Genomic DNA, 23,807 nt, shown 5'->3' with positions numbered 1-23,807 from the left:
CCAATGAGCACCTTGCGGGGTCTTGGCGCCAAGGCCTAGGCGCAGGATATGTACGCTCCTCCGCTCACCGTCTGGTACGATGGCGCCTGCCCGCTGTGCACGCGCGAGATTGCGCTGATGCGGCGGCTGGACCGGGCACGGCGGATCGACTTTGTCGATGTGAGCGCGGAAGGTGCCGCCTGCCCGCGTGACCGCACGCTGCTGCTGGCGCGGCTCCATGCACGCGAAGACGGCGTGCTGCTCGATGGCGCAGCGGCCTTTGCCGCGATGTGGCGCGCGATCCCGCTGCTGCGCCCGCTCGGCCTGATCGCGCGCATTCCCGTAGTGCTCAAGGCGCTGGAATGGGCCTATGTGCGCTTCTTGCGGGTCCGTCCCGCGCTTCAGAGGATGATGCGTTGAGCGACGACAGGTATCGCAAGGTTCCGACCAGCCGCCTCGGGCGCTTCTCCGCGTTCGGCCAGCTGGCGGGCGGGGTCGCCGGCGGGGTGATCGCCGAAGGGGCCAAGCGCCTCGCGCGGGGTGAGCGGCCGCAGATGGCGGACCTGCTGCTCACCCCCGCCAACGCCACACGCGTGACCGAGCAGCTTTCGCGGCTGCGCGGCGCGGCGATGAAGCTAGGGCAGATGATCTCGCTCGATGCGGGCGATCTGCTGCCACAGGAACTGACCGCGATCCTCGCGCGGCTGCGCGATGCAGCGCATTTCATGCCGCCCAGGCAGTTGCAGACGGTGCTGGCCGCCGCGTGGGGGCCGGACTGGCGGCGACGCTTCGCCCGCTTCGAGGCGACACCGATTGCGGCGGCGTCGATCGGGCAGGTCCATCGCGCGGTGCTGCACGATGGGCGCACGGTGGCGGTGAAGGTGCAGTATCCCGGCATCGCGACGAGCATCGATGCCGATATCGACAACGTGGCGACCCTGCTGCGCGTGTCGGGCCTCCTGCCCAAGACGCTCGACATCACGCCGCTGCTCGCTGAGGCGAAGCTGCAGCTGCACGAGGAAGCAGATTACCTGCGCGAGGCCGAGCAGATGCGCCGCTATGGCGCGATGCTGGCGGGCGAGGCGCAGTTCGTGGTGCCCGCGCCGGTGGACGAACTGACCGGGCCGGGCGTGCTGACGATGGACTTCATCCCTGCGAGGCCCATCGACACGCTGGCTGATGCGCCGCAGGATGTGCGCGACCGGGTGATGGGCGCGATGCTCGATCTGGTGCTGCGCGAACTGTTCGAATTCGGCTTCATGCAGACCGATCCGAACTTTGCCAACTACCGCTGGCAGCCCGAAACGGGCCGCGTGGTGCTGCTCGATTTCGGCGCGGCGCGAGCCGTTCCGGAAGAAACCCGCAGCGCCTATGCGCGGATGATGCAGGCCGGCCTCGGGGGCGATCCGGCAGAGCTGAAGCGGCGCATCTGCGAGGTGGGGTTCGCATCCGAGGAACAGATGGCGCGGCACGGCGCGGCCTTCGAAGGCGTGATCGGGGTGATCCTCGAACACGTCAACAAGGCCGACATCTTCGACTTTGCCGACCGCAGCTTCGTCGCCCGGCTGCGCGATTTCGGCGAGCCGGTGGCGCAGGACCGCGACACCTGGCACCTGCCGCCGATGGACACGCTGTTCGTGCAGCGCAAGGTGAGCGGCACGGCGCTGCTGGCGGTGCGCATGAAGGCGCGCCTGCCGCTGCAGGCGATGGTGGCGGCCCGCGTCGGCACGCTGGTGGCAGACCCCGCCGAAGCGGCCTGAGCCGTCCCGCAATCGGACGGCGCAGGCCTGCCTCGCGCCATTGTCTCGGCCGGAGGTGCCCGGTAAACTCGCGCGATGGCAACCACGCGGACCATCCCGGTCTTCACCGACCTGCAGATCGTCCAGGCACTGACGACCAATTGGGGCGGCCTCTCGCAAGGAACCACGCGGAGCTTTGCGGGCCCCCGCGTGACCTACAGCGTGCCCGCCACCGCCCCGGTCGACGTGTTCGGGAGAGCGGTGGAAACGCCGGGCTTCGTGGCTCCCGGCGCGGACGCGGCGGCGTGCGCCGCGCTGGCGTTCGAGCTGTGGGACGACCTTGTCGCCATCGATCTCGATCCGGTGACCGATCCCGCCAAGGCTCCGGCCGCGGCCATCACGCTGGCCTTTTCAAGCACCACGAAGGGTGGCGGCATCTACACGCTGAGCCGCTTCACGCTCTCATCCTCCAAGGCCAAGACGATGGACGCCGGGCGCGTGTGGCTGAACCCGGCATGGCCCGAGTTCCAGCATCCGGCCTATGGCGACCGCGGGCTGGAGGCCATGCTCCACGAAATCGGGCATGCGCTCGGCCTCTCGCATCCGGCGGTCTATGACGTGGCCAATGCGGTCATGCCCTCCTATGCCGCCAATGCCGGGTTCACCAAGGACACGCTGCGCTGGACGGTGATGTCGTATTTCGCGGCGAATGTGAACGATCCGGCGGTTGACCGCATCGGCGGCGGGCAGACGCCGGACGTGATCCACGACGGGATCAATGCGGCCACCCCGCTGCTCTATGATATCCGCGCGATCCAGGCGCTTTATGGCGCGGACAAGACGACGCGGACGGGCGATGACACGTATGGCTTCCACATGAAGCTGAGCGGGCCGGCGCGGCCGGTATTCGATTTTGTCGCCACGCCCGATCCGGTGATCGCGATCTACGACGCCGGCGGAAACGATACGCTGGATGCGAGCGGCTATGGCACGAACCAGCGCATTACGCTGGTGCCCGGCCGCCTGTCGGATATCGGCAACCTCACGCAGAACGTGGCCATCGCCTTTGGCACCGTGATCGAGAACGCGATTGGCGGCAGCGGCAACGATGCGATTACCGGCAATGCCGCAGACAACCGGCTGCAGGGCGGCGCGGGGGGCGATCTGATCCGCGGCGGCGCGGGGGCTGACGTGCTGGAAGGCGGCGCCGGGAACGACAAGCTGATCGGCGATGCCGGAGGCGACCGGCTGATCGGCGGCGCGGGTGCGGACCGGTTGATCGGCGGAGCCGGCAGCGACACCTTCGTGTTCGACACCCTGCCCGCCGCGAGCAGCCAGCGCGACGTGATCGGCGATTTCACGAGCGGCACCGACCATATCGCGCTTGCCGGTGCAGCCTTTGCCGGTACCGCGTCAGGCGCGCTGCTGCTGGCGCCCGTGGCGATACATCCCGGCGATCATCTGCTTTATGACCAGCCGAACGGGCTGCTGCTCTATGATGCCGATGGAACGGGGCCCGGTGCAGCGGTGCAGATCGCGGTGCTGACGGGGCATCCGCTGCTCACCGCCGCCGATATCATCGTCATTTGAGCCAGCCGGCCTCGCGGTACCACGCAGCGGTCGCCTGGAGCCCCTCGCGCGTGTCGATGCGGGGGCGCCAGAGCGAGGCAGGCGGACGGGCCTCCTCGCTCACGGTCCAGTCCGGATGGCAGATATAGCGGGCGCGGTCCGGCGTGAGCTTGGCCTTCTTCCCGCGCAGCAGCCGATCGGCGCGGGCGGCAAGGCGCACGATGCCGGGCGAGAGCGACAGCGGACGCACCGGCTTTTCGCGCACCGCGGCCCCGATGGCCCGCGCGAGGGCGACGTGGGTCCAGCCGCCGGGTTCGCCATCGTCCGGTTCGAACACCTTGCGGGTGACATCCTCGCCGCTCGGCAGCAGGGCAAGCAGCAGTTCGGCCAGATCGGCGACATGGATGATCGAGAGGTGGCCCGGCGGCGGCAGCGGGATCACCCCGCGCCGCGCGAGGCGGAACAGCTCGAGCATTTCGGTATCGCGCGGGCCGAACACAGCGGGCGGGCGCACGACGCTCCAATCAAGGCCGGAGGCGCGCACCAGCTTTTCGCCGCGCAGCTTCGACGCGCCGTACATCGAAAGCTGCGGCTCGCGCGCGGCGAGCGAGGAGACGTGGATCAGCCGGCTCACGCCCATTTCGTGCGCGGCCTCGATCACGCGCAGGGTGCCCTGGACGTTGCCCTCCTCGAACCCTGCGGCATCGGGCGCATTGACCACGCCGGCGATGTGGATGACCGCGCTCGCGCCGTCCATCAGCCGCTTCAGCGCGGGCACATCGGCAAGATCGCCGTCCACCCATTCGACCCCGCCGCGCAGGCGCTGCTTGCGGCGGGTGAGCGCGCGCACGTCGAGCTGGTGGCGGCCGGCGGCCATGAGCACCGCCTGCCCGACAAAGCCGGTCGCGCCGGTCACCGCGACAAGATCGCCGCGCCGGGGCTTCTCCCCGCTCACAGCATGACCAGCTGATCGCGGTGGACCAGCGCCGAGCGCGGAGCATAGCCGAGCAGTGCTTCGTGTTCGGCGGAAGGGCGGCCCATCAGCGCGGTGCATTCGGAGGCGTCATATTCGCTGAGCCCGCGGGCAAGGACCGTGCCGTCGGGCCCGTGGACCGCAATCGCATCGCCGCGCAGGAACGTGCCCTCGACCGCCGTGACACCCGCCGCCAACAGACTGGATCCGCGTGCCAGCGCGGCGGCCGCGCCTGCATCGACAGTGACCGCGCCCTTCATGCGCAGCTTGCCGCCCAGCCAGGCTTTGCGCGCGCGGGCCTTTCCGGGCGGGCAGAACAGCGTGCCGCGTTCTGCGCCCAGCGCGGCGGCGATGGGGCTGTCCGGGCGGCCATCGATGATCGCGAGCGCGATGCCGGCAAGGCCCGCGATCTCGGCCGCCTGCAGCTTCGAGGTCATCCCGCCCGAGCCGAGGCCGGAGGAGGAGCCGGCGGTTGCCATGGCATGGATTTCCGGGGTGACACCGCGCACCACGGGAATGCGCACCGCGCCGGCAAGGCGGGGATCGCGATCGTAAAGCCCGTCGATATCGGAGAGCAGCAGCACCGCGCTGGCAGCCGCCGCCTGCCCGACGCGGGCGGCGAGGCGGTCGTTGTCGCCAAAGCGGATTTCCTCGGTGGCAACCGTGTCGTTCTCGTTGATCACCGGCACCGCACCGGCGGCGAGCAGCGTGCCCAGCGTGGCGGTAACATTGAGATAGCGGCGGCGGTCTTCCAGGTCTTCCAGCGTGAGCAGCACTTGCGCCGCGATCAGGCCGTGCGCGGCGAGCAGCTCGGCCCAGAGCCCGGCCAGCGCGATCTGGCCGACAGCGGCGGCGGCCTGCGCATCGGCAAGGCTGCCCCGCCCCCCGCGCGCGAGGCCGAGCTTGCGCGCGCCCAGCGCAATGGCGCCCGAGGACACGACGATCACATCCTGCCCGCGCGCGCGGGCGGCGGCGATTTCCGCCACCAGCAGCGTGAGCCACGCACGGCGCGGCTCCCCATCCTTGCCGACGAGCAGCGCCGAGCCAACCTTGATGACAAGGCGCGGCGCGGCGGCGGGGTCGGTCAGCTGGGAAAGACTATCTGCAGACATGGTGCCCGCCGCTTAGGGGAAATGCGGCGGCGCGGGAAGGGGTCGCCCTTCAGATCGGCGACCAGGGCTTCTGATCGGCCGCATCTTCCACTTCGCCTTCCGGGCGTTCGGTGGCGGTGGCGGCGGGAAGGTGTTCGAGGACGGCGTCGAGGAGCGCGTTCATGCCCTTGCCGGTCGCGCCCGAGATCGGGAACACGCGCCTTGCGCCTGCCGCACGAAGTTCGGCGCGGAAGGCGCTGACGAGTTCGGCGTCGACCGTGTCGATCTTGTTGAGCGCGATGAGACGCGGCTTGTCTTCCAGGCCGCCACCATAGGCTTCGAGCTCTTCCTCGACGATGCGCAGCGCATCGGCCGGATCGGTGCCGTTGATGTCGATAAGGTGGATCAGCACCCGGCAGCGTTCGATATGGCCGAGGAAGCGGTCACCCACCCCTGCCCCTTCGGCGGCACCGGCGATGAGGCCGGGGATATCCGCCAGCACGAATTCGCGGTTGCGATGGCGCACCACGCCAAGCTGCGGGCGCAAGGTGGTGAAAGCGTAGTCGCCCACTTTGGCCTTGGTGTTGGTGATCTGGTTGATGAAGGTGGACTTGCCCGCATTGGGCAGGCCGACAAGCCCCGCATCGGCGAGCAGCTTCAGCCGCAGCCAGACATACATTTCCTGCCCGGGCCAGCCGGGACCGACATTGCGCGGGGCGCGGTTGGTGGAGGTCTTGTAGGAAAGGTTGCCGCGCCCGCCATCACCGCCGCGCAGGAGAACCGCACGCATCCCCGGCTCGGTTAGATCGAGGAGAATGGTCTCGCCGTCCTCGCCATCGATCACCTGCGTGCCGACGGGCACCTTGATGACCAGATCCTCACCAGTGGCGCCGGTGCGGTTCTTGCCCATGCCGCCGATGCCGCGCTGGGCCCGGAAGTGCTGGGTGTAGCGGAAGTCAATCAGGGTATTGAGCCCGCTGATCGCCTCGAAGATGATGTCGCCGCCCTTGCCGCCATCGCCGCCATCGGGACCGCCATACTGCACATACTTCTCGCGCCGGAAGCTGACCGCACCGGGCCCGCCCGCGCCGGAGCGGATGAAGATCTTGGCCTGGTCGAGAAAATGCATGGCGGAGGTCTAGCAGAAAGAGGGGGAATTGTCCCGAACTGCTGGCGATCAAGACCAGTATGTCGGAAATTGGCTCTGGACGAGCCGAGAACGGTGCCGTTCGGGAACCGAAACGGAGCGGCCTTGATGGCCGTGAGCACCGGAAGCGCAGAACGATGCCGTTCGCAGGCCGGCATACGCCCAATTTAAGGACTACTGGTGGAGCCGAGGGGGATCGAACCCCTGACCTCGTCATTGCGAACGACGCGCTCTCCCATCTGAGCTACGGCCCCGTTCCCAGTATCCTCCGGCATTCGGGCACGAGGCCCTCCGTCCGGGAGCGCGCGCCTTAGCCCAGCGGGGCCGCGCTTGCCAAGCGCAAAATGAAGCCTGCCGGATCATCCCCAGCCCGCTCACCCCGCGCCTTTCGCAGGGCGCAAGGATGCGCGGGTGGGGCGTCAGGCCGACCGGGGATCAGGGCGTTCCGGTCGACGCCGTCGGGGTCGCCGCTGGCGCTGCCGACGGGCCATACTTCGCGTTCCATTCGGCGAGATCGAGGCGGTACTTTTCATAGCGCCGGTAGAAATCATCGTAGACCACCTCGATGTTCGGCAGGCTGCGGACCGCGAAGGCTTCAAGCTCGGCCGGCTTCAGGGTGGCGATAGCCGGTGCGCCCGTCTTGAGCGCGGCAGCCTTGGCGCGGGCCGTCCTCGGCGCGGGCGCGCTGGGCAAGGCCGGCGTCTGCTCGGCCAGATCGCCGGTGACCGCGAGCGCGGCGTTGCAGAACTCGTTCATCACCGGCGGCAGCGCGAAGTGGTTGTAGACCGAGGTCATGTAGGCCTCGCGCGGGGCGGTGAACTTCGCGCCGTAGCGGGCCTTGAACTCGGCATCGACCTTGCGGTTGGCGGCCATGAGCGTCTTGCCGTAGGCCTTCAGAAACAGCTTGTAGCGCGGCAGGATCTCGGCGTGCTTCGGACTGCCGCAGTTGAGCGCGGCGACATTGAGCGCCGAGCGCAGGTTCCACAGCATCTGTGCGGGCGAGATGCCGCGATTGACCGACTGGCGCAGGCCATTCGCATCGAGCGGGGGGATCGCGATGTTGTCGCTGGCACCGGCTGGCGGGACGGGCTTCGGCGGCGGCGGGGGTGGCGGCGGCGGGGCCGGCTTTGGCGGAGGGGGCGGCAACTGGACCGGCGGCGGTTCCGAGCCGCCGCAACTGGCGAGCGCAAGCGCGAGGGCCGCGGCCGGCAGGCTGAGGGCGATGCGGTGATGCAGAGGCGCGGCTAGGCGCAATTGACGTGACATGCGAGAGGGTCCCCCCGGGAAGTTCCGGCGTCAGGCGTACCCCGCCCACCGCGCAAAGAAAATGCCCGGCGAGCCCAAAGGCCCGCCGGGCACGGCAATGTGAAGCAGGGCAGCCGTTCAGATCAGCGGCGATCGCCCATGAAGCGCAGCAGGAACAGGAACATGTTCACGAAATCGAGGTAAAGCTCGAGCGCGCCGAGCACGATCATCTTGCCCGCGAAATCGGTGCCCGCAACCTGATCGTACATCAGCTTGAGCTTCTGCGTATCGTAGGCAGTGAGCCCTGCGAAGATCAGCACGCCAAGGAAGCTGATGCCCCAGGCAAGACCCGACGACTGCAGGAACAGGTTGATCACGCTGGCGATCAGGATGCCGACGAGGCCCATGATCAGGAACGTGCCGAAGCCCGAAAGGCTGCGCGGCGTGGTGTAGCCATAGAGGCTGAGGCCGGCAAAGGCGCCCGCAGTGGCGAAGAACGTCGCCGCGATCGACGGGCCGGTATAGGCTCCGAAGATCGACGAGAGCGAGATACCCATCGCCACGCTGAACGCCCAGAACAGACCCTGGATCGTGGTGGTGGAGAGGCGGTTGATCCCGAAGTTCATCACGAGGATGATCGCAAGCGGGGCCAGCGCGACGATCCAGCGCAGCGGGGTGCCGAACACCGCCTCGGCCATGCCGGAGGTGGCGAACAGCAGCGCGACGATGCCCGAAAGCAGCACGCCCGAGGCCATGTAGTTGTAGATCGAAAGCATGTAGCGGCGCAGGCCCGCATCATAGGCGGCACCGCGCCCGGCGAGACCCGCCGCAGCGCCGAAGCCTGCCGAGCTCCAGCCCGAGGGCTGTGGGTCATTCCAGTTTGCCATGACGTACCTAACTCCGTTCCGGCCCGGGATGGGCCAAGTGGTGCCAATATCGCCCCAAACCCCCGGCTTTTCAAGCGGGGCGGCGATAACGGCATGTATCAAAGCGTAATAAGCTGGGGTTTAGGCCTGCTCGCCCCTCGCGGACGTAAGGCCAGCCCCTTCTTCATGCGGCCCCTAGCTTCGGGCCGCTTCCGTCAGCTCTGCGCTGCGGTCACGCGCGGCGCGCAGGGTTGCGGTGAGGAGGGCGGCCAGGCGCTCGTCCGCATCGAGCACCTTGAGCCCGGCTTCGGTGGTGCCGCCCGGACTCGCGACACGGCGCGCGAGTTCGCCGGGGGCATGGGGCGAAGCGGCGGCGAGCGCGGACGCGCCTTCGATCATGGCCAGCGCAAGCCGGTCGGCCTGGCTGCGCGGAAGGCCGAGCGCGGCCGCGCCTTCGGCCAGCGCGTCGATCACCCGGTAGACGAACGCGGGGCCTGACCCCGCCAGCGCGGTGACGATATCCATCGCGCCTTCTTCGGCCAGCCATTCCGCCGGGCCGAGCGGGGCCATCAGCGCTTCGGTTCGCTCGCGCGCGGGGCCGGCCGCATCGCCGAACAGCGCGATGGGCGACTTGCCGATGGCGGCGGCCAAATTGGGCATGACGCGAACCACGGCAGCGGCGGCAGGGAACGCGGCGCGCAGGGTGGTGCAGTCCACCCCGGCGAGGATGGAGAGCAGCAGCGTGCCCTCGCCCACGTGCGGGGCGATTGCGGCGGCAGAGGCGGCGAACTGCTGCGGCTTGAAGCCGAGCAGGACGACATCGGCCGGCGCGGCACCAGCGGGCGGCTCACGCAGAAGGCGTACGCCGGCGGGGGCCTCGGCAAGCAGCGGATCGACCACGGTGAACGCGGCGGGATCAAACCCGCCGGCAAGCCAGCCGGCCAGCATCGCGCCGCCCATGTTGCCGCAGCCGAACTGGAGAAGGGAAAAGGTCACTGTGGGTCTCGCTTGCAAGGTGCGGTGATTGCCCATGCCCTCCCCCGCCCTCTCCCGCAAGCGGGAGGCAGGCTCAGGCCTCGCCCGCTGCGTCGATCAGGGCGCTGGCAAGCGCGTCGGCGGGGGACTTGTCGCCCCACAGCAGGAACTGGAATGCGGGGTAGAAGCGGTCGCATTCATCGACCGCCGCCTCGATCGCGGTCTGCGCCTGGACGAGGCTGAGCAGGCCATCATCGCCCAGCATGAGGCCGTGGCGGTAGAGCAGGACCGAGCCGTTCGACCAGATATCGAAGTGGCCAAGCCAGACCTGCTCGTTGATCAGCGCCATGATTTCGAACATCACGCCGCGCTTGTCATCGGGCACGCGGATATCGGGAAGGCAGAGGATCTGGAGGACGTGGTCCTCGCTGCGCCAGATGCAGCGGAGCTGATAGCTGGCCCAGCTGCCCTGGATCTCGCCATGGATTTCATCGTCGGACACGAATTCGCAGGGCCAGCCGCGCGCTTCGAACAGCGAGGCGAGCATATCGACCGGCGCCGCATCCTCGCGTTCGCTGTCTTCATGGCCGGTGCGCATCTGGTGGTCCTCGGGCGGCCCGGACTGGGCCGATAGGTGCCATCGCGGAGTGGACGCGCGGCGGCAATCGGCGCAGGTCTGCGGGCTGGGCAAAACTCGACTAGTCTGTTCATAAGCTGTGGAGAAGCGGTGCACCGCACCGCCCCTCCGGACCGGCTACTTCACGCTCAGCGCATCCACGGCCTGGCCTGCCGGACTGGTCCATTCGTAGCTGCCGACACCGCTTGTACGCAGCTTCTCGATCGTGGCCTGCGCTTCCGCATCGCTGGAGAAAGGCCCTATCAGCAAACGATAATTGCTGCGCCACGGGGTGATAGAGGGCTTGCGGCCACGCAGCAGTGCCGCGCGCGCCTGAAGCCCGAGCCACTCCTTGCCGATGGCCGCGCGATTAGACCCGGTGAGCACCTGAACCCAGATGCGGCTGGCATACTGCGGCTCCGCCTTGGACTTGCCCTTCTTCGACTTGTCGGTTTCGGGCGGGCACTGGACATCGGCGGCGTCCTTGCCCTTGCCCTTGCCAGAGCGGGCGCCGGACTTGGCTTTGGCCGGTGCGGCGGCCTTGCCCGCCTTGCCTGCGGCCTTGCCCTTTGCCGACTTGCCCTTGCCCGTGGCATCGAGGCAATCGGCAGCGAGCGCGAGCTTGTCCTTCTCCGCCTTGTCATTGCCAGCCTTGTCCTTGCCAGTCTTGTCCTTGCCGGTCTTGTCCTTGCCGGTCTTGTCCTTGCCGGTCTTGTCGCTGCCGGGCTTTTCCTTGCCCGGGCGCGTGACGGCAGGTTCGACCGCCTCCTGATCACTGGTGCGCGAAACGGATGTCGGGCCATCGGGGCGCTCGCCGCGATCCCGGCCCTTGCTCCTCGATGCCTTGGCCGACTGGCGCAGCGCTTCGATCCGCGCGAGATCCACGGCATCGGTGGCTGTCTCCGCTTCCTGCTCGGGCGGCTTGAAGCCATCGAAGGCGCTGCGGAAATCGGTCGGCGCGGCGGGCGATGCCGCCTCGGGCGCAGGCGGAGTCGGCGCGGGTGACGCCGCTGGTGATTGAGCGTCGGGACCGAGCTGGGCCACCGGCTGCGAGACCGCAGCGACAGGCGAAGTTGCGGCAGGCAGAGTTGCGGCAGGCGGGGTCGCGGCCAGCGCGAGCTGGGTCGTGGGGGCAGAGGCAGGCACGGCCGGGCCAGCGCTGGCAACCTGCACCGGCGCGGGAGCCGGCGCTGGCGATGTTTGCGCGGGCGAAATTTGCGCTGGCGGGGTCTGGGCCGGAGCTGCGGCACGCGGCTTGGGCTGCGGTGGCGGCGCGACCGGTGTGCCCGGCGGCACATCGAGCTTCGAGAGCACGGCTGGCCGCACTGGCTGGCTTGCAGCAGCAGACGACGACGCCGCCGGTCCCGGCTGCACCTGCGGCTGGGATTGCGGCTGCATTTGCGGCTGGGCCTGCGTCGGGGCGGCCGCGATGCGCGTTGCGGGCTGGAGGCCCCACGGCGCGGTGACCGCAGGCTGGTTCGGTGTCGGCGAAACCGGCGCGGCTGCGGCCATGGCCGTCTGGCGCTTGTCGTCCTTGCCCGGACGGCGGCGTTTCGACCGGTCGTCGCGGCCGCGTGCACCGAGCGCATCACCCTGCGGCACGAGCGAGGCATCGACGCGCGGCGCGCGCGGATGGGCGAGCGCATACTGCACGACCTGCGGATCGTCGCGCCCGATATCCGCCGCCCGGGGGAAGCGGCCGAGATTGGCAGCGGCGGCCTGTTGCGCCGGGGTGAGCCGCGGCAGGTAGCGCAAGTAGGGCGCGATCGCGGCGGCGAGATCGGCGGGCATCGTCGCGCGGGCGATCCCCTCGGCCTCGTCGCTTTGTCCGGCAATCGCCATGATGAAGGTGCGCACCCGCCAGGCGCCGCGATCCTGCCGTTCGAGCAGCGGCTGGATGACCAGCTCCGCGCCGCGCCGGTCGCCCGCGATCACCAGGCTCAGGGCATAGCGGCGGCTGGCCTCATCGTTCTGGCCGCCGGCAAGCGCCAACTGGTACTGGCGCTGGGCGGCGGCGTTGTCGCCGACCAGATCATAGGCAAGGCCGCGTTCGGTGGCCATTTCGGTGCGGCTGAAACCCGCCTGCTCGGCCAGATCGAACCAGCGGATCGCCTCGATCGGCTGGTTCGAGCGCAGCATCGCGACGCCCATCCGGGCGCGGACCCCGGCGGTGCCGGGCGCGACCTGCTCGGCGCGGGTGAGAAAGCCGATCGCCGCATCGGTATCGCCCAGATCGAGCGCGGCCCCGCCGGCATCGAGCAGCGCCGTGACATCGCGCGGATCGCGCGCCAGCTTCGCCAGCGCGGCATTGAGCGTGCGCGTGGGGCTGGGTGCGACCGACTGGACGACCGGCACGGAGGTTGTCGCGACCGGCTCGGCGCCGTCATCGTCGGTGGCGACGGTGCGCTGCTGGGCGAGCCCGGGAGCAGCCGATACCAGCACCGCGCCAGCGATCAGGGCGCAGGCAGCGGAGAAAGCACGGTGCAGCGGCCCGGCGGGATGGAAGCGGGAGATCATGGGGCCGACCTTATCGCGGCAGAAGGAAACACGCAAAGCGGCCCGGCGCAGAAAGAACCCCGGTCGCGGACGCGGGGCAGCTTGCAGAACGGCCAGCGGACGGGCGGCGGTGCGGACCGCCCCTTGCCTGTCCGCCGGTGCCCCCGTTACTGGTTGTTCTGGCGCCCGAGGAAGCGCGGGATGTTGAGCGCGCTGCCGTCTTCCGGATCGGCATCCTCTTCGCCGACACGACCACCGCCGCGCGAGAGATTGGCCATGCGTTCAAACAGCGTGCTGCCCGGCGCGCTGCGCGGCGGTGCATCACTCGCCGAAGGATCGGGCTGCGCGCGGCCGAAGCGCGGCGGGAGCGGCTCCTGATCGCCCAGACCGAGCGCCAGTTCGCCGGGCTCTTCCGTCGGCGGTGCGGCTTCCTGCGCGGACGACAGATCGAGCGTGAGATCGAGCGGCTCTTCCGCCGGGGCTGCCGCCTCGGCAGGTTCGCTCGCCACCGGCTCGGCCGCGGCATGGACGGGCGGCGGCGCGAAGGCCGGCTGGGGTTCAACCGCGACAGGTGCGACAGGCACGGGTACGGGCTCCGGCGTGGACGGACGCCCCATCCCGCCGGGGACCACCGGGCCGCGCGGGCCACCCGACGTCGCCGGGCGCGCAGCCGCTTCGGCCATTTCGCCGGTCTGTTCGATGCCGGTGGCGACGACCGAGACGCGGATCTTGCCATCGAGGTTCGGGTTGAATGCCGAGCCCCAGATGATGTTCGCGTTGGGATCGACCAGCTCACGGATGTGGTTCGCCGCTTCGTCGACTTCCAGCAGCTTCATGTCGTCGCCGCCGATGATCGAGATGATCACGCCCTTGGCGCCCTGCATCGAGACGCCGTCGAGCAGCGGGTTGGCGATGGCGCGTTCCGCGGCTTCGAGCGCGCGGTTCGGGCCCTCGCCCTCGCCGGTGCCCATCATCGCCTTGCCCATCTCGCCCATGACCGAACGGACGTCGGCGAAGTCGAGGTTGATGAGGCCGGGCATGACCATGAGATCGGTGATCGAGCGGACGCCTTGCTGGAGCACTTCGTCGGCCAGCTGGAAGGCTTCCTTGAACGTGGTCTCCGCCTTGGCGACGAGGAACAGGTTCTGGTTCGGGATCACGATCAGCGTATCGACGTGCTTCTGCAGCTCGGCAATGCCGCTTTCGGCGGCGCGCATGCGGCGCGTGCCTTCGAACAGGAACGGCTTGGTGACGACGCCCACGGTGAGCACGCCCTTGCGGCGCGCCGCCTCGGCGATCACGGGCGCGGCGCCGGTGCCGGTGCCGCCGCCCATGCCGGCGGCGATGAAGCACATGTGCACGCCTTCGAGCGCGCGTTCGATCTCTTCGATCGTTTCTTCAGCGGCCGCACGGCCGACCTCGGGACGCGCGCCCGCGCCGAGACCCTGCGTCATGTCGGGACCCAGCTGGATGCGGTTGTCCGCGATCGAATTGTTGAGCGCCTGCGCGTCGGTGTTGACGACGACGAAATCCACGCCCTCGATCTTCGCGTTGATCATGTTGGCAATGGCGTTGCCGCCTGCCCCGCCCACGCCGATGACGGTGATGCGCGGCCGCAGTTCGTCGATGGCCGGCGGTCCGATGTTGATGCTCATAGCGCTCTCCGGTGCGGGTCTGCGGGGGGCCGGAAATGGAGCCCCGGAAATTGTAACGTCTGCTTTGGCACGGATCGTTTCACCGAATCAAAGCATCGACAGGTTTTTCCACAAGTAGGAGGCCCTAAACGCCCCTCCACCATCAGAAATAGTCTTTCATGGCGTGCCAGATGCGCTGGATCAGGCCCAGCCCGCTGTAAGATTGCGTAGGGCCCCAGCTGGGCCCGATCTTGCGGATATCGACCGGATCGGCGGCGGCATAGAGCATCAGGCCGACCAGCGTGGAGGAACTGGGCGTGGCGTGCCCCGGCGGCAGGCCCAGCATGGTCGGCGGCGAGCCGATGCGCACCGGGCGGCCAAGTGCGGCCTGCGCATAGTCGGCAAGGCCGGGCAACTGCGCCCCGCCGCCCGTGAGCACGACCTGCTGGCCGCGCTTGCCATTGAAACCGAGGGCCTTGAGCGCGCGACCGACCTCGTCGGTGAACACGCCGAGCTGCTGGGTGATCACCGAGACGAGTTCGGCGCGGGGGATGCGGTTCTTATCGTCGGCGTGGCGCGCCACGGGGCTGCCCTGTTCGGGATCGCCGGGTGCGCTGACCGGCACCATCTCGCGGTGATCGGCGGGGCTTGCGAGGGCGGATCCCGCCATGCACTTGAGACGCTCGGCCTGATAGCGGCGGATGCCGAAGGCCGAGGCGATGGCATCGGTGATGTCGCCCGAGCCGAAGGCAATCGCCTGCATGCCGAGCATGATGCCGCCGAAGTAGATCGAGACGGTGGTCACCTCGGCGCCGAATTCGATGAGCGCGACGCCCAGTTCGCGTTCCTCGGCGGACAGACAGGCGTGCCCCGCCGCGATGGGCGAACCGACGACCGCCTCGACCCGCAGGTGCGCGTTCTCGACGGTTTCCTTGAGGTTGCGCACCGGCGCGCCGTCCGCCAGCATGACGTGGATATCGACCGCAAGGCGCTCGGCGTGGAGGCCCTTGGGGTTGGGCACGCCGTCCGCGCCATCGAGCGTATAGTGCGCGGGCTGGGCGTGGAGCACGGTGCGGCCATCGGGCTGGATCACCTCGCGTCCGGCGATCAACAGGTGCTCGATATCGTCGCTTTCGATCCGCCGCCCGCCGATCTCGACCTCGACCTTGGCCGTGGTGCTGGCAAGCCCCGCGCCCGAGCAGCCGATCCACACGCTCTGCACGCTCGCATTCGCCATCTTCTCGGCCCGCTCGATGGCATCGCGCACCGAATGGGTCGCGGCGACCATATCGGTCACGTAGCCGCGCTTGATCCCCTGCGACTGGCGGTGGCCCGATCCCATGACAACCATCTCGCCCTGCTCGGTGAGCCCGGCGATGATCGCCGATACCCGGAACGAGCCGAGATTGACGGCGGCAAAGACCTTGGTGATGCGCGGAGCTGCCATGGCCGAACGATCAATCCTGCGCGGTCTTGGCGCTGGGAGCCTTGCCGGGCGTGGCGGAAGCGACGGCAGCACGCGCGGCCTCGGTCTTGGCGGCGGCGGCATTGGCCTTGGCACTGGCCTTGGCACTGGCCTCGGCACGCGCGGAGGCGGCGACGGCATCGGCGCGGCCGGGCACGCGCATGTAGATGCGGTCGGCGCTGCGCATGTCGAAGCTGGCCACCGTGCCGCCGAGCAGCCGGTCGACCCCGTCCATCCGGGCAAAGGTGAGCAGTGCGCTGGCCGACTGCTCCTCGCCTTCGGGCAGCGCAAGGACCTGGCGGGTCTTGAAGGTGAGGTTCCAGCGGCGGTTGCCGATCCATTCGGCCTCGGCCACCTGCGGGCGCAGCGCGGGGGCAGCGTCGAGCAAGTGGACAAGATCGGGCACGCGCGCTTCCGCGCCATTGCCGGAGAGCACCAGCAGCCCTTTGGCCTTGGCCGGGCTGACCGCTTCAAGTGGATGGCCGGTCTCGTCGATCAGTGTGAGCTTGCCATCGCGGCGCAGGACCGCGTGGGGGCTGCGCTCGATCACGTCGACCACCAGGGTATCGGGCAGCTGGCGCGAGACGCGGGCATCCTTCACCCACGAAAGCTGGAGCAGATCGTCACGCAAGGCAGCGATATCGAGCCGGGGCATGGCCTGATCGCGCTGGCCCAGCACCTTCTCGTAGATCTTGAGTTCGTTCATGCGGTTGACGCCGCGCACTTCGACGCGCTTGACCTCGAAGCCGGATTTCGCGGCGACGAGAGCCATCTCAGCCTCGGCCAACTGGGGAACGCCGGCCATGCTGGCGACAACCCACGCGAGCACCGCCGCGCCGCCGAGGATGACGGCCATCAGGATGCGGTGCAGCGTTTCCTCGCCGAAAGGCATCCACTGCATGATCTGGTCGATCGCCGAGCCGGTCTGGCGCCGCGCGGCGGTCACCTTGCGCTTGGTGCCGCTGGCCGCAGCGGCCCGCCGCACCGCCTTGCCGCCCCGGCGAATGGTCTGCGCCATGGCTCAGGCCTCCTTCTGCGCATGGGCGAGCGCATCGGCGACAATCGCCTCGACCAGATCGCCATAGTCCATGCCGAGCGCGCGCGCCTGTTCAGGCACGAGGCTGAGCGGGGTCATGCCCGGCTGGGTGTTCACCTCGAGCAGGAACAGACCTTCAACGCCCTGCTCGTCATCCCAGCGGAAATCGCTGCGGCTGGTGCCACGGCAGCCGAGGAGCTGATGGGCGCGCAGCGCGATGTCCTTGCAGGCCTCGGCGATCTCGTCGGGGATCTCCGCCGGGCAGATATGGTCGGTCATGCCATCGGTATACTTGGCGTCGAAATCGTAGAAGCCGGACTTGGGGCGCAGTTCGGTGACGAGGAGCGCCTTGTCGACCAGCACTGCGGTGGTCAGTTCGCGGCCGCGGATGAACGGTTCGGCGAGGAGTTCGTCGAATTCCTGCCACGGGCCGATGGCATCGCGGCTGATCGGATCGCCATAGTTGCCGTCCTTGGTCACGATGGCAACGCCGACCGAGGAGCCTTCGTTGACCGGCTTCAGCACATAAGGGCGCGGCAGGGGATCGCGCGCGAACAGCTCTTCGCTGCGCACGATGCGCCCACCGGGCATGGGGATGCCGTGGGGCACCAGCGCCTGCTTGGTCAGCTGCTTGTCGATGGCAATGACCGAGGTGGCGAGGCCGGAGTGCGTGTAGGTGAAGCCCATCAGGTCCATCAGGCCCTGCACGGTGCCATCCTCCCCCGGCGTACCGTGGAGCGCGTTGAACACGACATCGGGCGCGGCTTCGGCAAGGCGCTGCGCCACATCGCGGCCCATGTCGATGCGGGTGACGCGGTGGCCCTTGGCCTCCAGCGCATCGGCGACGCCATTGCCGGACATGAGCGACACGGGGCGCTCGCTCGACCAGCCGCCCATGAGGACGGCGATGTGGAGTTTGGGGAGCGTCATGACCGGCCTACTCGCTGAATTTCCCACTGGAGCTCCACGCCCGACTGCTCCTTCACGCGGCGGCGGACTTCCTCGCCCAGCGCTTCGATCTCGGCGCTGGTGGCTTCGCCGGTGTTGATGAGGAAATTGGTGTGCTTTTCGCTGACCTGCGCGCCGCCCAGCGTCAGCCCCCGGCAACCGGCCTTGTCGACCAGTTCCCACGCCTTCCCGCCATCCGGGTTCTTGAAGGTGGAACCGCCGGTCTTGCTGCGCAGCGGCTGGCTGGCCTCGCGCGCGGCGCTGATGCGGTCCATCTCGGCCTGAATGGCGGCGGGTTCGCCCGGATGGCCGCGAAAGCGGGCGGCGACGACCACGCACCCGTCGACGAGATCCGAATGGCGATAGGTGTAGCCGAGTTCCGACAGCGGCAGCGTGGCGATCTCGCCCGAGCGGATCACGACGTCGCAATCGATCAGCACGTCCTTGACCTCGCGGCCATAGGCGCCGCCGTTCATGCGCACGAAGCCACCGACGGTGCCGGGGATCGAGCGGAGGAATTCGAGGCCGGCGATGCCGCTATCACGTGCGGTGGAGGAGACGAGGATGCCGCTCGCCCCGCCGCCGCAGTTGAGGGTGGTCTCGTCTACCTTCTCGACCTTGGCGAACGCCTTGCCGAGGCGGACAACGACGCCGGGGACGCCGCCATCGCGGACGATCAGGTTGGAGCCGAGGCCGAGCGCCATGACGGGGACCTCGGGCGCGAGACCGGCGAGGAAATCCTGCAGATCGGCCAGGTCCTTCGGCTCGAACAGCCACTGCGCCGTGCCGCCGGACTTGAACCAGACCAGCGGCGCGAGCGGGGCATCGGGCGTCAGCTTGCCGCGAACAGGAGGAAGTGCCGTCAGCGTGGTCACGCCGCCCCCCGCTGCTGGGCAATCGCGCCGGCAAGGCCCGCCGCCCACTTGGTGATATCGCCCGCGCCGAGGCAGACGACCATGTCGCCCGGCTGGACCACGCCGGCGAGTTCCGCCGCCAACGCGTCCGCGCCCGCGATCAGGTGCGCCGAGCGGTGGCCCCGCGCCTTGATGCCTTCAACCATCGCGGCGCTGTCAACGCCCTCGATCGGCTGCTCGCCCGCCGGGTAGACCGGCGCGGCATAGACGATATCGGCATCGTTGAAGGCGCCCTGGAAGTCTTCCATGTGATCGCGCAGGCGCGTGAAGCGGTGCGGCTGGACGACGGCGATGACGCGGCCTCCCTGACCTTCGGTGGGCACGCCCTCGCGCGCCGCGGCGAGGACGGCGCGAATCTCGACCGGGTGGTGGCCGTAGTCGTCGATGACTGTTACGCCGTCCACTTCGCCTACCTTGGTGAAGCGGCGCTTGACCCCGCCGAACTTGGCGAAGCCGGTGCGGATCAGCTCTTTCGAAACGCCCATCTCCACCGCGACGGCAACGGCGGCCAAGGCGTTCTGCACGTTATGGCGGCCGGGCATGGGGAGCTCGATACCCTCGATGCGCCGGAAGCTGCCGTCGCGCTGGCGCAGCACGGCGGTGAAGCGGTTGCCGCCCGGGATGGGGGTGACGGCCTCGCCGCGCACGTCGGCCTGCGCAGAGAAACCGTACGTCACCACGCGGCGATCACGCACCTTGGGGATGATCGCCTGCACTTCGGGATGATCGATGCACAGCATGGCCGCGCCGTAGAATGGCACGTTCTCGATGAACTCGACGAAGGCGGATTTCACCTTGTCGAACGATCCGTAGTGATCGAGATGCTCGGGGTCGATGTTGGTGACGACCGCGAGCGTACCATCGAGCCGCAGGAACGAGCCGTCGCTCTCGTCGGCCTCGACCACCATCCACTCGCTGTCGCCCAGCCGCGCGTTGGAGCCGTAGGAATTGATGATGCCGCCGTTGATCACGGTGGGATCGATCCCGCCGGCATCAAGCAGGCACGCGATCATCGAGGTGGTGGTCGTCTTGCCGTGCGTGCCCGCCACCGCCACGGTGTTCTTGAGGCGCATCAGTTCGGCCAGCATCTCCGCGCGGCGCACCACAGGGACGCGCGCTTCCAATGCGGCGACGACTTCGGGATTGTCGCGCTTCACCGCGGTGGAGGTCACGACGACGGCGGCGCCCGCAACGTTTTCCGCGCGCTGGCCGATCATCACCGCGATGCCGCGCTGGCGCAGGCCATCGACGACATAGCTTTCCGCCATGTCGGAGCCCTGCACGCTGTAGCCCATGTTGTGCATCACTTCGGCAATGCCGGACATGCCGATGCCGCCGATACCGACAAAGTGGATCGTGCCGATTTCAGTACCGACGCCCTTCATTCGGCGGATTCCTTTGCAAGTGCCTCGCGGGTGGAAGGCGCGGCCTGCATGCCCTGCGCGCGGATCACGTCCATCAGCGGCACGCCGCCGAAGCCCTCGACCAGATCGGCAAGGTCCTTGACCGCATTGGGCAGGCCGCAGTTCCACGCGGCATGGGCGGCATTGGCGAGCGTCATCGGATTGAGCGCCATCGTCTGGATCTGCTTGGCGAGTTCCTTGGGGGTGAAGCCCGATTGGCGGATCGCACGGGCGCCGCCGGCCTTGACCATCTCGCGCGCGTTGACGGCCTGATGGTCGTCGGTCGCGATGGGCAGCGGCACGAGGATCGCCGGACGACCGACAGCGGTCAGTTCGGCAATGGTCGAGGCGCCGGAGCGGCCGATGAACAGGTGCGTATCGGCGAGCCGGGTCGCCATGTCCTCGAAATAGGTGCCGAGCTCCGCCGGGATCTGGTGGCCGGCATAGCGGGCGCGCACGGCCTCGATGTCCTCGGGCCGGCACTGCTGCGTCACCTGCAGGCGGTGGCGCAGCGCGGGCGGCAGCATGGCAAGGCCATCGGGCACCACTTCCGAAAGGATCGAGGCCCCCTGGCTGCCGCCAGTGATCAGCACGCGGAACAGACTGTCTTCGGTGAATTCGGGGAAGGCTTCACCGCGCAGCGCAAGGACTTCCGCGCGGACCGGGTTGCCGACGCGGTGGACCTTGCCCCACAGCTTGGGATCGAGCCGCTCGACCTCACCGTAGGCCGTGGCGATGGCCGTGGCGCCCTTGGCGAGGAAGCGGTTGACCCGGCCGAGGACGGCGTTCTGTTCGTGGATCACCGTGGGGATGCGGGCCGCGCGGGCAGCCAGCAGCGCGGGCAGCGCGGGATAGCCGCCGAACCCCACGACGCAGGCCGGCTGGAAACTTTCGAACAGGCGCAGCGCCATCGCGCGGCCGCGCCAGATCGCGGCGAGGCCCTTGGCGAGCGCGACGGGGTTCTTGCCGAGCCGCCCGGCGGGCAGGACGTGCGCGGGGAGGAACGAGGGTTTGCCGGGGATCTTCGCGCCGCGCTCGTCGGTGACGAGGGCGACGTGGTGCCCGCGCCGGTCAAGCTCGGCCGCCAGCGCAAAGGCGGGCAGCAGGTGCCCGCCCGTGCCGCCCGCGGCGAGAACGAAGTGGCGCGACACGCCGGGGGTGTGGTGTATCATGTCCGCACGAGCTCCCTCAGGACTGGCGTCTCGCGCGAGAGATAGGGATTGCGGCGCGTGATGGCGAGGAGGAACCCGGCGCCGAGCAGCAGCGCGATAGTCGAGGAACCGCCATAGCTGATGAGCGGCAGCGTCATGCCCTTGGAGGGGAAGAGCTGGAGGTTGACGAGGATGTTGATGAAGGCCTGCCCCGCCAGCTGCGCGGTAAGTCCGGCAGCGGCGAGCACGGTAAACAGGTCTTCCTCATCCGCCAGGCGCAGCATCACGCGGATCACGATGGCGCAGTAGAGCAGCACGATCACCGCGCAGGCGATGAGGCCGAATTCTTCGCCGATCACCGAGAAGATGTAGTCGGTGTGCGCCTCGGGCAGTGCCATCTTGCGGCTGCCGAGCCAGAGCCCCGTCCCGCTCCACCCGCCGCTGACAAGCGTGCGCATGGCAAGGTCCACCTGATCGAACTCGCTGCCGCCCGAAAGGAACGCATCGATGCGGTGGGTGGCGTTGGGATAGAAGAAGTAGGCAAGGACGACGCCGACGACACCGACCGCCCCGTAGACACCGATCCTGTTAAGGCTGAGACCCGAGAGCAGTACGAGCACGAACCACACCCCGCCGAACAGCACGGTCGAGCCGAAATCGGGCTGCGCCATGAGCAGAACGGCGATCAGGCCCATCACGCCGAACGTGATCGGGATCACCGGGAGATTGGGATCGCGCACCCGCCACGAGAGGATCCACGCCACGGCGATCGCGAAGCCGGGCTTGAGAAACTCGGACGGCTGCAGGCTGAAGCCGATCCACAGCCAGCGCTTGGCGCCTTTCACTTCGTTGCCGAGCACCGGGACGAGGACGAGCGCGACCAGCATGGCCGCGGCCAGGATGATCGCAAGCCGGCGCGTCGTCTCCTTTGGCAGGAGCGAGGCCACGAACATGGCCAGCAGCCCGACCGTGAGCCAGCGCAAGTGGATCCAGAAAAAGTAAAGATCGCCGAGCGCCTTGTCCGGCGTCGAAAGGCGGTGCGCGCTGGCCGGCGACGCGGCGGCGACCGCCACCGTGCCGACTGTGATAAGCATGAGCACGAGCGCGAGCAGCACGCGGTCGATCTCGCGCCACCAGATGAGGAGTTCGCTGCGGCGGGTGCGGCGATAGCGATTGGTGCGCGGCGCGATGCGCACGCCGCCGCCGGGAAGCGGGGTGGCGACCTGGCGGGTGGGCTGGACCACGCTCATGCGCTTTTCCTTTCCTCGATCAGCGCGGTGACGATCTGACGGAAGGCATCGCCGCGCGCCTCGAAATCGCGGAACTGATCAAAGCTGGCGCAGGCAGGCGAGAGCATCACGACATCGCCCGGCTCAGCCGCATCCATCGCCTGACGCACCGCATCGCAGAGCATTTCGCTACGCTGGACGGGCATCAGCGGTTCGAGAATATCCGCAAAGCGCGGGCCAGCCTCGCCGATGGTGTAGGCCTGCACGACATGGCTGAAATAAGGGGCGCAGGCGTCGAGGTCGTCGCTCTTGGGCAGGCCGCCGAGGATCCAGTGGACGCGCGGCCAGGCGCCCAGTGCGGGCGCGGTGGAAGCGGGGTTGGTCGCCTTGCTGTCGTTGATGAAGAGCACGCCGTTCGCCTCGCCAACGCGCTCCATGCGGTGCGGCAGGCCGACGAAGCTGGCGAGCGCCGCGCGCCACACGGGCTCGGCAATGCCGAGGCGCTGGGCGATGGCGACCGCGATGGCAGCGTTCTGGAGATTGTGGGGGCCCTGCAGCGAAGGCCAGTCCGCCTGCCCCGTCAGCGCGGCAGGATCGACCACCGCGACATCGCCGGCAGGGCGCTGCATGGCGATCTCCGCCGCGATGCGCCGGGTGTCCTCGTCGCCGCAGCCGAACACGGCGAATTGCCCCGCCTGCTGCATCTGGAACAGGCGGGCCTTGGAGGCGGCGTAGCCTTCATAGCCATCGTAGCGATCAAGGTGATCGGGGCTGAGATTGATGAAGGCGGCGAGATCGGCGTGAAGGCTGTAGGTGAGGTCGATCTGGTAGCTCGACAGTTCGAGCACATAGACCCCGCCTTCGGGCAGCGGCGGCTGGCCGAGGATGGGCAGGCCGATATTGCCGCCCATCTCGGTCGGCAGGCCGGCGGCCCGGACGATGTGGTGGACGAGGCTGGTGGTGGTCGATTTGCCGTTGGTGCCGGTGATGGCGACGACCTTGTGTGGCGGCAGGCTGGCGCGGGCCTGCGCGAAAAGCTCGATATCACCGATGATCGGCACATCGAAGCTGCCAGCGTGGGCAGCGATCGGATGGCGGTTCAGCGGCACGCCGGGGGAAACGACGACGCCGTCGAAGCCGGTGAGATCGATGGTCAGCGGGTCGGCGATGGTGGCCCGGCCTTCCACCGCCGCGCGGGCATCCTCGCGTCCGTCCCATGCCGTCACGTCGGCCCCGCTCGCCAGCAGCGTATCGACGCTGGCCAGCCCCGACCGGGCGAGCCCTAGGACGGCATAGCGTTTGCCGGCAAAGGCAGGGGACGTGATCATCCG

General features: G+C 68.8%; 20 protein-coding genes and 1 tRNA gene. 3 read left to right on the top strand and 18 right to left on the bottom strand.

What is annotated here, in order from left to right:
- The first annotated feature begins 48 nt into the window (after positions 1 to 48).
- The 3 genes from AQZ52_RS15450 to AQZ52_RS15440 all read left to right on the top strand — a co-directional run bounded on the left by AQZ52_RS15450 (position 49) and on the right by AQZ52_RS15440 (position 3,308).
- Positions 49 to 399, top strand: a complete 351-nt coding sequence (locus AQZ52_RS15450) for a thiol-disulfide oxidoreductase DCC family protein (protein WP_067912977.1) — start codon at positions 49 to 51, stop codon at positions 397 to 399.
- Positions 396 to 1,739, top strand: a complete 1,344-nt coding sequence (locus AQZ52_RS15445) for an ABC1 kinase family protein (RefSeq protein ID WP_067912974.1) — start codon at positions 396 to 398, stop codon at positions 1,737 to 1,739. The genes AQZ52_RS15450 and AQZ52_RS15445 overlap by 4 nt, the downstream gene beginning before the upstream one ends.
- Positions 1,740 to 1,814: 75 nt before the next feature.
- Complete coding sequence (locus AQZ52_RS15440) at positions 1,815 to 3,308, top strand: M10 family metallopeptidase C-terminal domain-containing protein (RefSeq protein WP_067912971.1); 1,494 nt, start codon at positions 1,815 to 1,817, stop codon at positions 3,306 to 3,308.
- On the opposite strand, the gene AQZ52_RS15435 is transcribed toward AQZ52_RS15440, so the two are convergent.
- The 18 genes from AQZ52_RS15435 to murD form a co-directional block, all read right to left on the bottom strand.
- Positions 3,301 to 4,242, bottom strand: coding sequence for an NAD-dependent epimerase/dehydratase family protein (locus tag AQZ52_RS15435; protein WP_067912967.1), 942 nt, complete (start codon positions 4,240 to 4,242; stop codon positions 3,301 to 3,303). The two genes, AQZ52_RS15440 and AQZ52_RS15435, sit on opposite strands and share 8 nt — an antisense overlap.
- A complete protein-coding gene (proB, locus tag AQZ52_RS15430) occupies positions 4,239 to 5,372 on the bottom strand; it encodes a glutamate 5-kinase (RefSeq protein ID WP_067912964.1) in 1,134 nt (377 codons plus the stop codon). Before proB ends, AQZ52_RS15435 begins: the two co-directional genes overlap by 4 nt.
- A 49-nt stretch (positions 5,373 to 5,421) precedes the next feature.
- The gene (gene obgE, locus AQZ52_RS15425; RefSeq protein ID WP_067912961.1) at positions 5,422 to 6,480 is read right to left on the bottom strand and encodes a GTPase ObgE; all 1,059 of its coding nucleotides are present in this window, start codon (positions 6,478 to 6,480) and stop codon (positions 5,422 to 5,424) included.
- A 196-nt stretch (positions 6,481 to 6,676) separates the two neighbouring features.
- Positions 6,677 to 6,752 (bottom strand) — tRNA-Ala (locus AQZ52_RS15420).
- A 181-nt stretch (positions 6,753 to 6,933) separates the two neighbouring features.
- Positions 6,934 to 7,764, bottom strand: a complete 831-nt coding sequence (locus tag AQZ52_RS15415; protein ID WP_156424985.1) for a hypothetical protein — start codon at positions 7,762 to 7,764, stop codon at positions 6,934 to 6,936.
- Positions 7,765 to 7,886: 122 nt separating this feature from the next.
- Positions 7,887 to 8,630 carry a Bax inhibitor-1/YccA family protein gene (locus AQZ52_RS15410; protein WP_067912955.1) on the bottom strand — a complete coding sequence of 248 codons (744 nt, stop codon included), beginning with the start codon at positions 8,628 to 8,630 and terminating at the stop codon, positions 7,887 to 7,889.
- 174 nt (positions 8,631 to 8,804) lie between these two features.
- Complete coding sequence (proC, locus tag AQZ52_RS15405; RefSeq protein WP_276203281.1) at positions 8,805 to 9,605, bottom strand: pyrroline-5-carboxylate reductase; 801 nt, start codon at positions 9,603 to 9,605, stop codon at positions 8,805 to 8,807.
- Between the two features lie 73 nt (positions 9,606 to 9,678).
- Positions 9,679 to 10,182: a type III secretion system chaperone family protein gene (locus AQZ52_RS15400; protein WP_067912949.1), complete on the bottom strand. Its 504-nt coding sequence runs from the start codon at positions 10,180 to 10,182 to the stop codon at positions 9,679 to 9,681.
- 156 nt (positions 10,183 to 10,338) lie between these two features.
- Positions 10,339 to 12,717 (bottom strand): SPOR domain-containing protein, encoded by a 2,379-nt coding sequence (locus AQZ52_RS15395; RefSeq protein ID WP_067912946.1) that lies wholly within the window; start codon positions 12,715 to 12,717, stop codon positions 10,339 to 10,341.
- A 146-nt stretch (positions 12,718 to 12,863) separates the two neighbouring features.
- The gene (ftsZ, locus tag AQZ52_RS15390) at positions 12,864 to 14,351 is read right to left on the bottom strand and encodes a cell division protein FtsZ (protein WP_067912943.1); all 1,488 of its coding nucleotides are present in this window, start codon (positions 14,349 to 14,351) and stop codon (positions 12,864 to 12,866) included.
- Positions 14,352 to 14,493: 142 nt separating this feature from the next.
- Positions 14,494 to 15,777, bottom strand: coding sequence for a cell division protein FtsA (gene ftsA, locus AQZ52_RS15385; protein WP_067912940.1), 1,284 nt, complete (start codon positions 15,775 to 15,777; stop codon positions 14,494 to 14,496).
- Between the two features lie 10 nt (positions 15,778 to 15,787).
- Positions 15,788 to 16,813, bottom strand: coding sequence for a cell division protein FtsQ/DivIB (locus AQZ52_RS15380; protein WP_082698115.1), 1,026 nt, complete (start codon positions 16,811 to 16,813; stop codon positions 15,788 to 15,790).
- 3 nt (positions 16,814 to 16,816) lie between these two features.
- Entirely contained in the window at positions 16,817 to 17,761 is a 945-nt protein-coding gene (locus AQZ52_RS15375; RefSeq protein WP_067912937.1) for a D-alanine--D-alanine ligase, read from the bottom strand.
- Entirely contained in the window at positions 17,758 to 18,654 is an 897-nt protein-coding gene (gene murB, locus AQZ52_RS15370) for a UDP-N-acetylmuramate dehydrogenase (protein WP_067914042.1), read from the bottom strand. The genes AQZ52_RS15375 and murB overlap by 4 nt, the downstream gene beginning before the upstream one ends.
- Positions 18,651 to 20,078, bottom strand: a complete 1,428-nt coding sequence (gene murC, locus AQZ52_RS15365; protein ID WP_067912933.1) for a UDP-N-acetylmuramate--L-alanine ligase — start codon at positions 20,076 to 20,078, stop codon at positions 18,651 to 18,653. The genes murB and murC overlap by 4 nt, the downstream gene beginning before the upstream one ends.
- Positions 20,075 to 21,268, bottom strand: coding sequence for an undecaprenyldiphospho-muramoylpentapeptide beta-N-acetylglucosaminyltransferase (gene murG, locus AQZ52_RS15360; RefSeq protein ID WP_067912929.1), 1,194 nt, complete (start codon positions 21,266 to 21,268; stop codon positions 20,075 to 20,077). The genes murC and murG overlap by 4 nt, the downstream gene beginning before the upstream one ends.
- Positions 21,265 to 22,497 (bottom strand): FtsW/RodA/SpoVE family cell cycle protein, encoded by a 1,233-nt coding sequence (locus AQZ52_RS15355; RefSeq protein WP_067912926.1) that lies wholly within the window; start codon positions 22,495 to 22,497, stop codon positions 21,265 to 21,267. Before AQZ52_RS15355 ends, murG begins: the two co-directional genes overlap by 4 nt.
- Complete coding sequence (gene murD / locus AQZ52_RS15350) at positions 22,494 to 23,804, bottom strand: UDP-N-acetylmuramoyl-L-alanine--D-glutamate ligase (protein WP_067912923.1); 1,311 nt, start codon at positions 23,802 to 23,804, stop codon at positions 22,494 to 22,496. The genes AQZ52_RS15355 and murD overlap by 4 nt, the downstream gene beginning before the upstream one ends.
- Positions 23,805 to 23,807: the final 3 nt, after the last annotated feature.

This window comes from Novosphingobium fuchskuhlense, from assembly GCF_001519075.1.
Taxonomy (GTDB): domain Bacteria; phylum Pseudomonadota; class Alphaproteobacteria; order Sphingomonadales; family Sphingomonadaceae; genus Novosphingobium; species Novosphingobium fuchskuhlense.
This window is presented reverse-complemented; position numbering and strand designations above follow the sequence as displayed.

Coding starts and splice junctions, on each gene's coding strand:
- AQZ52_RS15450 (WP_067912977.1), top strand. CDS start 49: ATGTACGCTCCTCCGCTCACCGTCTGGTACGATGGCGCCTGCCCGCTG.
- AQZ52_RS15440 (WP_067912971.1), top strand. CDS start 1,815: ATGGCAACCACGCGGACCATCCCGGTCTTCACCGACCTGCAGATCGTC.
- proB (WP_067912964.1), bottom strand. CDS start 5,372: ATGTCTGCAGATAGTCTTTCCCAGCTGACCGACCCCGCCGCCGCGCCG.
- obgE (WP_067912961.1), bottom strand. CDS start 6,480: ATGCATTTTCTCGACCAGGCCAAGATCTTCATCCGCTCCGGCGCGGGC.
- AQZ52_RS15415 (WP_156424985.1), bottom strand. CDS start 7,764: ATGTCACGTCAATTGCGCCTAGCCGCGCCTCTGCATCACCGCATCGCC.
- AQZ52_RS15410 (WP_067912955.1), bottom strand. CDS start 8,630: ATGGCAAACTGGAATGACCCACAGCCCTCGGGCTGGAGCTCGGCAGGC.
- AQZ52_RS15400 (WP_067912949.1), bottom strand. CDS start 10,182: ATGCGCACCGGCCATGAAGACAGCGAACGCGAGGATGCGGCGCCGGTC.
- AQZ52_RS15395 (WP_067912946.1), bottom strand. CDS start 12,717: ATGATCTCCCGCTTCCATCCCGCCGGGCCGCTGCACCGTGCTTTCTCC.
- ftsZ (WP_067912943.1), bottom strand. CDS start 14,351: ATGAGCATCAACATCGGACCGCCGGCCATCGACGAACTGCGGCCGCGC.
- ftsA (WP_067912940.1), bottom strand. CDS start 15,777: ATGGCAGCTCCGCGCATCACCAAGGTCTTTGCCGCCGTCAATCTCGGC.
- AQZ52_RS15380 (WP_082698115.1), bottom strand. CDS start 16,813: ATGGCGCAGACCATTCGCCGGGGCGGCAAGGCGGTGCGGCGGGCCGCT.
- AQZ52_RS15375 (WP_067912937.1), bottom strand. CDS start 17,761: ATGACGCTCCCCAAACTCCACATCGCCGTCCTCATGGGCGGCTGGTCG.
- murC (WP_067912933.1), bottom strand. CDS start 20,078: ATGAAGGGCGTCGGTACTGAAATCGGCACGATCCACTTTGTCGGTATC.
- murG (WP_067912929.1), bottom strand. CDS start 21,268: ATGATACACCACACCCCCGGCGTGTCGCGCCACTTCGTTCTCGCCGCG.
- AQZ52_RS15355 (WP_067912926.1), bottom strand. CDS start 22,497: ATGAGCGTGGTCCAGCCCACCCGCCAGGTCGCCACCCCGCTTCCCGGC.
- murD (WP_067912923.1), bottom strand. CDS start 23,804: ATGATCACGTCCCCTGCCTTTGCCGGCAAACGCTATGCCGTCCTAGGG.